Here is a 10,910-nt window from a genome sequence, read left to right on the forward strand (position 1 = left end):
TTTTCTTGGCCGTGCGGGCTTGGCGGTCCTTGCCGGTGGCGCTACTACGGTTTTTCGAGCACATGAAGGAGCCCGCCATGACTGCCGTCGCAGATCGCATTGCCCGCACGATTGCCACCGATATCGGCGCCCGCCCAGAGCAGGTCACCGCGACGGTCGCCCTGCTTGATGGCGGCGATACGGTGCCCTTCGTGGCGCGCTATCGCAAAGAGGTCACCGGCGGGCTTGACGACACGCAGTTGCGCAAGCTGGCCGAGCGGCTCGACTATCTGCGCGATCTGGAAAAGCGCCGCGCCAGCATCCTTGGCGAGATCACATCGCAGGGCAAGCTGACCGATGATCTGGCCCGCGCGATTGCATGGGCAGACACCAAATCGGTGCTCGAAGACCTCTACCTTCCGTTCAAGCCCAAGCGGCGCACCAAGGCGATGATCGCGCGCGAAAACGGGCTGGAGACGCTGTTGCACGCCATTCTTGCCGAGCGCGCCGCCGATCCTGCCGTCCTGGCCCAGGCCTATCTTTCCGAGGCGGTGCCGACCCAGAAGGACGCGCTGAACGGCGCGCGCGATATCCTTGTCGAAACCTTGGGCGAAAACGCCAACCTGCTGGGCCGTCTGCGCGAGGTCATGCAGAAAGATGCCCTGATCACCGCGAAGGTGAACACCGGAAAGGAAGAGGCTGGCGCAAAGTTCTCCGACTATTTCGATCATAGCGAAACATGGGCGACGATCCCGTCGCACCGCGCCCTCGCCATCCTGCGCGCCTCGAAAGAAGAGATCGTGACCCTCAACATCGCGCCAGAGCCGGACACCGGCCTGCCCCGCGTGATTGGCATTGTTGCCGCCGAGATCGGCATTCAGGGCGACGGCCCGGGTGACATCTGGCTGCGCGAGGCCGCGCGGTGGGCCTGGAGTGTCAAGCTGAGCCTGACGATGTTCATGGACCTGATGACCGACCTGCGCCGCCGCGCCCATGACGCCGCGATCGACGTCTTTGCCCGCAACCTGCGCGATCTGTTGCTGGCCGCGCCTGCGGGCGCGCGCGCGACCCTGGGCCTTGATCCCGGCATCAGGACAGGCTGCAAGATTGCCGTCGTCGATGAGACCGGCAAATTGTTGGACACGGCGACGATCTATCCGTTCCAGCCCCGCATGGATGTGCGCGGCGCGCAAGAGTCCCTGACCCGGATGATCGCCAAGCACGGCATCGCCCTGATCGCCATCGGCAACGGCACCGCCAGCCGCGAATCCGAACGCCTCGTGGCCGATGTGATCAAGCGCCTGCCCGCAGGCAGCCCGCGCCCAACCCCCGTCATCGTCTCCGAGGCCGGGGCCTCGGTCTATTCGGCGTCCGAGCTGGCCTCGCAGGAGTTTCCCGATGTCGACGTGTCCATTCGCGGCGCGGTCTCTATCGCCCGCCGGTTGCAGGACCCGCTGGCCGAATTGGTGAAGATCGAGCCGCAAGCCATTGGTGTGGGGCAGTATCAGCATGACGTCGATCAGCGCCGCCTTGCCCAATCCCTTGCGGCGGTGGTCGAGGATGCCGTGAACGCGGTCGGGGTCAACCTCAACATGGCCTCGGCGCCGCTCTTGTCGCATATCGCGGGCCTCGGGCCGTCGCTGGCGCAGGCCGTTGTGGCGCATCGCGATGCCAATGGCCCGTTTGCCAGCCGCAAGGCCCTGCTCAAAGTGCCCGGTCTTGGCCCCAAGGCGTTCGAGCAATGCGCAGGGTTCTTGCGGATCACCGAAGGGTCAGAGCCGCTCGATGCCTCGTCGGTTCACCCCGAGGCGTATGGCGTGGCGCGCAAGATCGTTGCGGCCTGCGGGCGCGATATCCGCGCGATCATGGGCGACAGCGGCGCCCTGACGGGCCTGCGGGCCGAGCAATTCGTCGACGACAGCTTTGGCTTGCCCACGGTGCGCGATATCCTGACCGAACTGGAAAAGCCGGGCCGCGACCCGCGCCCCACCTTCAAGACCGCCACTTTTGCCGAGGGCATCGACAGCATCACCGACCTCAAGCCCGGCATGTCGCTGGAAGGCACGGTGACCAATGTCGCGGCCTTCGGGGCCTTTGTCGATATCGGGGTGCATCAGGATGGGCTTGTGCATGTCAGCCAGCTTGCCGATCGGTTTGTCAAAGATCCGCACGAGGTGGTGAAAGCCGGCGATGTGGTGCGGGTGCGCGTCACCGAAATCGACGTCCCGCGCAAGCGTATCGGCCTGAGCATGCGCAAGGACGGCGACACGAGCCCGCCCCCACGCGGACGTGAGGTGGACAAGCCCAAAACGGCCCGGGGGCCGAAATCGGGATCGGCGCGCCCCCCTCAAGCCAAGAGCCAGGGCGCATTCGGCTCTGCCTTGGCGGACGCCATGAAACGACGGCCCAACGGGTCCTGAACGGGCCAAACAGAGGGTCAAACATCGGCTCGGCGATGGTCAGGTTGATTGGTTGTCCGAGATCGTCGGGATGCCCGCCTTGGGCGACAGTTCACAAGGAACAGCCATTTTGCGCAGCGCACGAAAGCAGAGGCAGGCTCAGAGAAATCGGAGATGCGTCATCAGTCGAACCCGGCTGATCTGAGGCGGGCTCGGAGTTCTTCCATTCTAGTCGCTTGATACAGCGGTATGCGATCAAGATCGGCAATGTCGATATTTGGAATCACGCGCTTGCAGGCTTGAACCGCCGCTTGCGCCTCGACGTGTTGTCCGAGCGCGTCGTGGCTTGCGGCCAGCAAAAAATGCGCCATGTACCAGCCGGGTTTGCGATGGATCGCGCGCTCGGCCCATTTGATAGCCTCTTCGAACCGACCGGCCGTGTAATGCGCAAGGGCCAGCCCCGAGAACCGAAAGAAAATGCTGGGGTCCAGCGGGTTGGAGCGAATGGCGATTTCCTGGTTCAGGATGGCCTCGTCCGAACGCCCCAGAATGCCCAACAGGGTGCCAAGGCTGCCGTAGGCCAGAGAGCAATTCGGGTTCAGTTCGACTGCGCGGTTCAGCGCCGCGAGCGATTCATCGTATTTCATCAGGCCCCAGCAACTGATGCCGAACGCCCAATGGGCATATTCGTTGCGCTCGTCCAACTGCGTGGCACGCAGACCAAGCGCATAGGCCGCCTCCATCGCGGGTTTCGGATCCGGCAGGAACCCCATAAGCGCGACGTGATGGTTGATCAGGGACAGCAGCATGTTGGCTTCGGCGCTTTCCGGATCGAGCGCCAGGGCCCGCTCCAGTAGCGCCTTGGCATGGGCGTAGGCGTCTGGCGTGAATTCATAGAGAAGATGCCATGACCGCATGGTCAATTCCCAGACGGTCAAATTCGGGCGCGAGGCGCGCTCGACCGGCTCCGGGATTGTGTTGAGGTGCACGACGGTCTGAATGGAAGCCACCACGTTGCGCGTGATCTCGTCTTGCAGGTCAAAGACATCCGTCAATTCCGCGTCATAGCGCTCCGACCAGACATGACCGCCTGTCAGCCCGTCGATCAGCTGTGCGGTCACTCGTACACGGTCGCCGGAGCGGCGGACGCTGCCTTCCAGAACGAACCGGACGCCCAGGTCCTCAGCCACGCGGCGGACATCCACATTGGCGCCCTTGTAGGTAAAGGTCGTGTTGCGCGCGATGATGAAGAGCCACGGCGACCGCGACAGGGCTGTGATGATATCATCGCTGATCCCGTCCGAAATATAATCCTGATCAGGGTCGGCGGACATGTTTTCGAAGGCCAGCACCGCGATAGAGGGCTTTTCCGGAAGGCGAATGCGCGGGTCAACGGGCTGTGCTTGCGCGTTGGCGGATATGGCATCGCGCAGTTCCAGTTTTGAGGACACCCCAAGCTTTCGATAGATCGTCGCAAGATGCGTGCGCACCGTGGACGGGGCAAGCGACAGCTGCCCGGCGATGTCCTGATAGCTTTTGCCCTGCGCAAAGTTGTCGGCGATCTGGGTTTCCCGCGCGGTGAGCCTGGCGTGTTCAGTCATCGTTTCGCCCCCTGCGCAAAGCTGATCAATCGGGCGTTTTCCAGCGCTATAACGCTTTGTTCCGCAAACCCCCGGGCAAGCCGCATAGTATCTTCGGAGAAGGGACGTACCATTTGGCGATAGATGGTGAAGGCCCCGACCAGCCGGTCGGCCGCAAGCATCGGAATCGCCGCAAAGGACCGGGCGCCGCCAAGGTCAGCGGTGGCGGAACGCAACGGGTCGTTTGAGCGATAAACCTCTTCGGATTTCACGTCGATGATATTTACCACCTGTCTTTGAGTGACCATGCGGCCCAATCCGGTTTGCGGGCTGACCGTGAAGGTGCCATTTTCGTTGAGCCAGGTCCCGAATGGCATCGGGATGCCGCGTGTAAAACTGGCGAAGAACTGGTTGTTGCCGCGATACTCGAACAGGATGCCATATTCCGCGTCGCACAGCTCAAGCGCGTAGTTCAGGATGGACGGGATAACCTTATCCAGATCGCCCTGCGACGCGCTGATAATCCGCAGGACTTCGCTCACGGCTTTTTCACGGCTGATCGCCTCTTCAAGGCTCAGGGCAAGCTCGGAGATAATCAAACTGAGGTCGCGCGGCTCGGGCGCATGCCCGCCCAAGCGTGTCGCGAGTTCAAGTTTCGAGGAGACCTGCAGTTTCCGGTACACTGCGGCCAGATGCGTGCGCACGGTGGATGGCGCAATACAAAGCACCTGCGCGATCTCCTGATAGCTTGCCCCGGACGCATAGGACTGCGCGATTTCTAATTCTCTCGGGCTCAGGCTGTTTTGGTCCAATACGATTCGCGGCTCCTGTTCGTAAGCTCCGGTACCAGACTCAATTTCGGGTGAGACTATGATGAGTCATCCGGATGCAGTATGATAATACTGCACGTCTGGGACGTAAATTACTACATCTGCCCGATATCCGGACAGCAATCCCATCCGTAAGCTCATTCTTGTCAACTGAACAAGAGGGGCCACACCATGTCACATTTCGAGACCGCCAAAGCATTTTTCGACGCCTGCGAAACCGGCAAAGGCTGGGGCGCATGCAAGGTATGGTGTACGGACGACGCCAGTTTTTCATGCCAGGCCGATGCGCTGGCGGATACCACGGCGCTGTCGGGGTATTGCGAGTGGACGAAGGGTCTGCTGACGCCGGTGCCCGACGGGCGATATGTGCTAAAGTCCTTCGCGATGGATGCCGAGCGCGGCACTGCCGTCGCCGCCGCTGAATTCCACGGCACGCAAACGGGCCAAGGCGGGCCAGTTGCGCCCACCGGCAAGAGCGTCGTGTCCGACTACGCGTATGTTATCGAGTTTGACGGCGACAAGATCAGCCACATGACCAAGATATGGAATGACGTGCATGCACTGCGCGGGCTTGGGTGGGCCTGATGCGCTGGCGCATCCTCGCCTTGCTGTTTCTGGCCCGTGTCGGGCTGGGATTTCAGTTTCAAACCCTGGCCTCCGTTGGCGACAGTCTGACTGTCGCCTTCGGGCTCGACTATGCGGGTGTCGGATTGCTGATCGGGTTGTTCATGCTTCCCGGGTTATTTCTCGCCTTGCCGGCAGGCTATCTGGGGCGGTTCGCAACCGACCGGCAAATGGTTGTGTTCGGCCTTGTCGGCTTGGCGCTGGGCGGCCTTGTCTCATCACTTGCGGTGGATAGCTGGGTGATCGGTCTGGGGCGCCTCATCGCCGGGGCCGGGTTCCTGTCAACGACGCTTTATTTCACAAAGATGGTCGCCGACTGGTTCGAAGGGCAAGAGATCGCGACCGCGATGAGCATCCTCGTCATGAGCTGGCCCTTTGGGATCGCCATGGGGCAGGTTGGCCATTCCTGGTTGGAGCAGGCCTATGGCTGGCAGGCGCCATTCCAGGTGGCATCCGCTTATTGCATGATCGCGGCGCTCGGCGTGTATATGTTCTATCGGACCCCGCATGACTTACCGGCGGCGGGCCGCGCAGGTGCCGCGCGCATGACATCGCAGGAATGGCGGCTCATTATCTGCGCGGCAGGCGCGTGGGGCGTCTTCAACGCGGCCTATGTCACGTATCTGTCGTTCGGGCCGAAAGTGCTGGAAAGCCTTGGCCAATCGGCGATTGCGGCGGCGGGGGTCATAAGTATCGGAAGCTGGCTGATGATCTTGTCCGGCGCAGTTTGCGGGCAAATTGCGGATCGGTTCGGACGCCGCGATGTGATCCTGACCATTTGTATGAGCGGCGCAATCTTGTCTTTGATGCTGCTTGGCGTCCCAAGAGCGGGCTTCGCCGCCAGCCTGCTTTTCGGATTGGTCGGCATGGCTCCGGCGGGCGTGATCATGGCGATGGCCGGTCAGGCTCTTCGGCCACAGGTGCGGGCCTTTGGAATGGGCATCTTCTTCACGATCTACTTCGCGATCATGATGGCCGTGCCACCCGTCGCAGGCGCGATCCTCGACAAAACCGGACTCGTGCAAGGGCCGATGTTTCTGGCCATGGCACTGTTTGCCCTTGTTGTGCCGCTGTCGCTGGCCTTTCGATACGTCAGATCGCAGCCCGCACCGTCCCCCCAACCGGAGGCATCGGCATGAAAATCCGCAAGACAATCTTCATCAAGGAAATCATCACAACCGACGAAATGGGCCATTGCTGCGATCCCGTCACCCGCGTTGCCGCAATGGCTGTGTTCAAGACCCCTTTCGCCGGAACCGATCAGGAGGATCTGTCCAACCTGTTCGAGGCCGCCGTCACCCTAGGCGATACCATCGACCTGCCCATTGGGCACAAGGACGCGCCTTGGTCCCTCTGCCGGACCGCCACGATTGATGATGATTTTACCTGAGTCTCGGTAGAACGACACCACGGCTTCGGGCTCCCCGGAACTCCAGGCTGTGGCATAGGCAGTCGCCATTTCTTGAATAGACATCCGATAACTAGCCCCTCTCAACGCTCTACCATGAGGGCCTCACCGAGTCCCTGACCTTGGGCCTTTGGCTCTCATTTCTTCTGCTTTCTGACAAAACCTCTAGCACCCCCCCCGGTTTAAAGTGGTCGTCTTTGCCAGGAGATCAGGCGTTGAAAATGTTGGAATTCGGAGGGACACCAACCCGCATCAAAAACCGATTTGGTTTTGTCATGCTGATGCCTGGCGCGCGCGGTCAAATATCCGGCCGCTTTAAACAGGCTTGGCGGACTGAGATCGCCGTGATCGGATGTTTGGATTACTGGTCGGGCTGAGAGGATTCGAACCTCCGACCCCCTGCTCCCGAAGCAGGTGCGCTACCAGGCTGCGCTACAGCCCGACCGTGAGACAGGCGATTATACCCGGTGGCGTGGCTTTGCAAGGGTGTTTTGGCGGGTTTTGAGTGGCAAACCGGTCCTGAAGTGTCATTGACCGGTCTTGGCCTGCGCAGGCCAGTCTGCGCGCAACACCGCCATGAGCTTTATGAATGCGCCGATCTATGGCGCCGATGGCCGGATCGTTGCGGCGCTTGATGTGTCTTCGGCCCGTTCGGATCAGACCGAGGGCTTCAACCGCCTGATTGCCGCGACGGTCGCCCAGACCGCGCGCCAGATCGAGGCCGACAATTTGCGCGCCGCCTTTCCACGCGCACGGATCGTCTTTGCCGATCACGACGAATCCGAGGTAGCGATGCTTTTGGCGGTGGATGCCGATGACATCGTCACCGGCGCCACGCGCGACGCTCTATCGCCGAATGAAACGGCTTGGCCTTGGCTAAAGCACCGCCTGACCTGTCTCAGCCCTGAGACAGGTGCGCTGGTCCATCCCCGGCGACGGGGCTGACAGGGCACCCTCCAAAGCGCAGGTTTGCGGCATTCCCGGCGGAGGACCGGGCGCAATCGGAAGACACACCATGAATGAGAGGACCCAAGTGGCCGGGCACCATGCCTCGCCGTTCAAGACCCGTTATGACAACTTCATCGGAGGCACATTCGTAGCACCCGTCAACGGGCGCTGTTTCGACAACATCACCCCGATCAGCGGCGCCGTCGTCTGCACCGTCGCGCGCTCTGATGCAATGGATGTCGAGCTGGCGCTTGCCGTTGACGATGTTCAACACGCCCGCAGGCAGAAAATCGGCAATAAGCTCGGCCAGCACCATGATCGCGGCGGGCGTCTGTTCGGCCGGTTTCATCACGATGCAATTGCCAGCCGCCAGGGCCGGGGCAAGTTTCCATGCCGCCATCAGGATCCAAAAGTTCCACGGGATGATCTGGCCGACCACGCCAAGCGGTTCTAGGAAATGATAGGCGACCGTGTCATTGTCGATCTCGGACATGGTGCCCTCTTGGCGGCTGTAAACAGTCGGGCATCGGGCGTGAGAACCACAAGATGATGCTGGACCACTATCAGCAGACCAAGAACATGCTGGTCAGCTACAACCCCAACAAGCTTGGGTTCTTCTAGCCTTCAAGGTTTGATCTCAAGGTCGCCGGGTTTCGTCTCGGCGGCTTTGTTTGCCACGCGGTCAATGTATATCCCAACCCAGACAGCCCGATTGCCCTGTTTCAGTTGGGAAACAGGCCTCCTGTCAGGATAGGGGCGCTCCGAGCTGGTGTATGGCGACTGCCTCAAACGGACGTTCTTATAACGCCCGAAGGTCGGCTTTGATCTGTGTTGCAGCGACCCGTTGAAACCGCAGCCCAATGCGGACGATGGGCCGCGTATATTTATGAACGTTAAAGGTCAGGGAAGCGTTCAGCGGCCTGTAAGCCCCCCAGACCATTTTCGAGCCTGACCTCCACGCCAGTCAATGATGGATCGCAAGACCACAGACGTCCACCCGGTCGGGGATCAACCGCCGAAAGTGAAGATATCGCCGATGTTTTCGACAATCTTGATGAGCAGTGCGAAGCCAAGGATGATAAGGGCCATCCACCACAGATACTGAAACAGGATCGCACCACCTCCGAGGGCCACACCGTAAAAGCCCAACCGCCAGCTCTCGCGCATCAACAAAGAGATCGCCGCCAGGACGATCGCAATGCCAGCGATGACCGGGGTCGCGGCAAATATCATGTCGAAAAGCTCCCGCGATGATGAAATGGGCTCAGGCTCCGGCGGTGCCAGGCCCAAGAAGGACCGCCAAGCCGAGCGCTTGATATCACCAGCGATCTCGCCGATTTGCTGCCCAATCGAGGCCGTCTCCTGACCCGATAACATCTGAATCTGCACAAAGACCAATACCATCGCGACCGCGCCGCAGATCATGGCCCACAGTCCCCAGCTGGTCAGAACGCGAGGCGATTGCGATTGGATGGCGTCGGTCACTGTTCGATCCTCCTTCGGTGCGGTGCGTGGGGATAGCAAATCAGTATGGCTAAAATTTGGCGAGGGATAAGCGGTGCACTGGCGCAACCGCCGACACCTGCGGTTCTCGTCGAGCGTAACCTTACACTTGCAGCGAAGGTTCGCTTTGTTCGTCTGGTCGGCCTTATGGTGCCATTTGCCACCCCGACCGCACTCGACCCATATGAACGCCACCAATGAAAAAGGCCCGCACAACTGGCGGGCCTTTGCGATTTGCAGTGACGTGACGCTCAGAGGCTGGCGTCAAGGGCGATGACAATGGCATCGCCCATCTCGGTGGTCGAGATCGGGGTTTCGCCCTCATTGCCCAGAAGGTCAGCGGTACGAAGCCCATCCGCGAGCACCTTTTCCACGGCCTTTTCAACCCGCGTTGCCTCATCTCCCATGTCGAACGAATAACGCAGCGCCATCGCAAAGCTGAGGATACAGGCGATGGGGTTGGCCTTGCCCTGACCGGTGATGTCGGGGGCCGAGCCATGCACCGGCTCGTACATCGCCTTGGGGCGACCATTGGCCATCGGAGCGCCAAGGCTGGCCGAGGGCAGCATGCCAAGCGAGCCGGTCAGCATCGCCGCGCAATCCGACAGGATATCGCCAAACAGGTTATCGGTAACGATGACGTCAAACTGTTTGGGGGCGCGCACAAGCTGCATCGCCCCGTTGTCGGCATACATATGGCTCAGCTCGACATCGGCATAATCCTCGTCATGCACCTTTTGCACGACTTCACGCCACAGGATGCCGGATTCCATCACGTTGGCCTTTTCCATCGAACAGACCTTGTTGCCGCGCTTGCGCGCCAGCTCAAACGCGGCGCGGGCGATCCGGTCGATCTCGGATTCGGTATAGCGTTGGGTGTTGATGCCAACCCGCTCGTTGCCCTCTTTGAAGATGCCGCGCGGCTCGCCGAAATAGACGCCCGAGGTAAGTTCGCGCACGATCATGATATCAAGACCGGCGACGATATCCTTTTTCAACGATGAAAAATCCGCCAGCGCGTCAAAGCATTGCGCCGGGCGCAGGTTGGCGAACAGGTCCATTTCCTTGCGCAGCCGCAGCAGGCCGCGCTCTGGTTTCACGCTGAAATCAAGGTTGTCATAGGCCGGACCACCCACGGCGCCCAAAAGAACTGCGTCAGCTTCTTGTGCCTTTGCCATCGTATCATCATGCAACGGCACGCCGTGCTTGTCATAGGCCGCGCCGCCGACAAGATCGGTCGAGACGTCGAAGGTGATGCCGCGCTTGGCACCGAACCAGTCGATAATCTTGACGACCTCGGTCATGACTTCGGGGCCGATCCCGTCACCGGGCAGGATAAGAAGCGAAGGGTTGCTCATGTGGCATGTCCTTGTTGTGGCTTGATGTTGCCCGATGGCCTATCCCGAAGCCCCGCCATGGTCAAGAAAGGTTGGGGACAAGGCCCTCTGCCAGCGCGTCCCAGACCCGCGCGATCCGTGGCGTCTGGCGCAGCGCCTGATGCGTGGCGATCCAGATCGGCAGGCTTGGCAGGTTCAGATCTAACACTGGTCTTGTCGCGGTTTAGTTCCGGCCTCTTTCGAGCAATGTTTGCTATGAAGGAGATAAGGAATGGCAAAGCGATACACAGACGAGTTTCGCC

General features: G+C 60.8%; 10 protein-coding genes, 1 tRNA gene and 2 pseudogenes. 6 read left to right on the forward strand and 7 right to left on the reverse strand.

Annotated features, from left to right (window positions below; all coding sequences use genetic code 11):
* The first annotated feature begins 77 nt into the window (after positions 1 to 77).
* The gene (locus tag BUB78_RS17625; protein ID WP_073200410.1) at positions 78 to 2,399 is read left to right on the forward strand and encodes a Tex family protein; all 2,322 of its coding nucleotides are present in this window, start codon (positions 78 to 80) and stop codon (positions 2,397 to 2,399) included.
* Between the two features lie 161 nt (positions 2,400 to 2,560).
* Here the strand turns inward: BUB78_RS17625 and BUB78_RS17630 are convergent, their stop codons facing one another.
* Both BUB78_RS17630 and BUB78_RS17635 read right to left on the reverse strand, forming a co-directional pair.
* Entirely contained in the window at positions 2,561 to 3,979 is a 1,419-nt protein-coding gene (locus tag BUB78_RS17630) for a LuxR C-terminal-related transcriptional regulator (RefSeq protein ID WP_073200397.1), read from the reverse strand.
* Complete coding sequence (locus tag BUB78_RS17635; RefSeq protein ID WP_073200403.1) at positions 3,976 to 4,770, reverse strand: LuxR C-terminal-related transcriptional regulator; 795 nt, start codon at positions 4,768 to 4,770, stop codon at positions 3,976 to 3,978. The genes BUB78_RS17630 and BUB78_RS17635 overlap by 4 nt, the downstream gene beginning before the upstream one ends.
* Positions 4,771 to 4,959: 189 nt before the next feature.
* Between BUB78_RS17635 and BUB78_RS17640 the strand changes: the two genes are divergently transcribed.
* The 4 genes from BUB78_RS17640 to BUB78_RS20775 all read left to right on the forward strand — a co-directional run bounded on the left by BUB78_RS17640 (position 4,960) and on the right by BUB78_RS20775 (position 7,197).
* The gene (locus tag BUB78_RS17640) at positions 4,960 to 5,373 is read left to right on the forward strand and encodes a nuclear transport factor 2 family protein (RefSeq protein ID WP_073200404.1); all 414 of its coding nucleotides are present in this window, start codon (positions 4,960 to 4,962) and stop codon (positions 5,371 to 5,373) included.
* Positions 5,373 to 6,551 (forward strand): MFS transporter, encoded by a 1,179-nt coding sequence (locus BUB78_RS17645; RefSeq protein ID WP_073200411.1) that lies wholly within the window; start codon positions 5,373 to 5,375, stop codon positions 6,549 to 6,551. Before BUB78_RS17640 ends, BUB78_RS17645 begins: the two co-directional genes overlap by 1 nt.
* Positions 6,548 to 6,802: an amino acid synthesis family protein gene (locus BUB78_RS17650; protein ID WP_073200405.1), complete on the forward strand. Its 255-nt coding sequence runs from the start codon at positions 6,548 to 6,550 to the stop codon at positions 6,800 to 6,802. Before BUB78_RS17645 ends, BUB78_RS17650 begins: the two co-directional genes overlap by 4 nt.
* Positions 6,803 to 7,041: 239 nt before the next feature.
* On the forward strand, positions 7,042 to 7,197 hold the full coding sequence (locus tag BUB78_RS20775) for a hypothetical protein (protein ID WP_170865104.1): 156 nt from the start codon (positions 7,042 to 7,044) through the stop codon (positions 7,195 to 7,197).
* On the opposite strand, the gene BUB78_RS17655 is transcribed toward BUB78_RS20775, so the two are convergent.
* Positions 7,186 to 7,262: transfer RNA gene (locus tag BUB78_RS17655), tRNA-Pro, on the reverse strand. The two genes, BUB78_RS20775 and BUB78_RS17655, sit on opposite strands and share 12 nt — an antisense overlap.
* 119 nt (positions 7,263 to 7,381) lie before the next feature.
* On the opposite strand from BUB78_RS17655, the pseudogene BUB78_RS17660 reads away from it, so the two are divergent.
* Positions 7,382 to 7,666: pseudogene (locus tag BUB78_RS17660) on the forward strand (sigma-54-dependent Fis family transcriptional regulator); the annotation flags it as partial.
* Positions 7,667 to 8,021: 355 nt separating this feature from the next.
* On the opposite strand, the pseudogene BUB78_RS17665 reads toward BUB78_RS17660, so the two are convergent.
* From BUB78_RS17665 to BUB78_RS21415, 4 genes and pseudogenes are all read right to left on the reverse strand, one after another.
* A pseudogene (locus BUB78_RS17665) lies at positions 8,022 to 8,285 on the reverse strand (aldehyde dehydrogenase family protein); the annotation flags it as partial.
* A 491-nt stretch (positions 8,286 to 8,776) separates the two neighbouring features.
* The gene (locus tag BUB78_RS17670) at positions 8,777 to 9,253 is read right to left on the reverse strand and encodes a hypothetical protein (protein WP_073200406.1); all 477 of its coding nucleotides are present in this window, start codon (positions 9,251 to 9,253) and stop codon (positions 8,777 to 8,779) included.
* Positions 9,254 to 9,522: 269 nt separating this feature from the next.
* Positions 9,523 to 10,629, reverse strand: coding sequence for a 3-isopropylmalate dehydrogenase (leuB, locus tag BUB78_RS17675; RefSeq protein WP_073200407.1), 1,107 nt, complete (start codon positions 10,627 to 10,629; stop codon positions 9,523 to 9,525).
* A 61-nt stretch (positions 10,630 to 10,690) separates the two neighbouring features.
* Complete coding sequence (locus tag BUB78_RS21415) at positions 10,691 to 10,816, reverse strand: hypothetical protein (protein WP_281248898.1); 126 nt, start codon at positions 10,814 to 10,816, stop codon at positions 10,691 to 10,693.
* Positions 10,817 to 10,910 lie beyond the last annotated feature (94 nt).

The sequence above is a fragment of the Roseovarius marisflavi genome (genome assembly GCF_900142625.1).
Taxonomy (GTDB): Bacteria; Pseudomonadota; Alphaproteobacteria; order Rhodobacterales; family Rhodobacteraceae; genus Roseovarius; species Roseovarius marisflavi.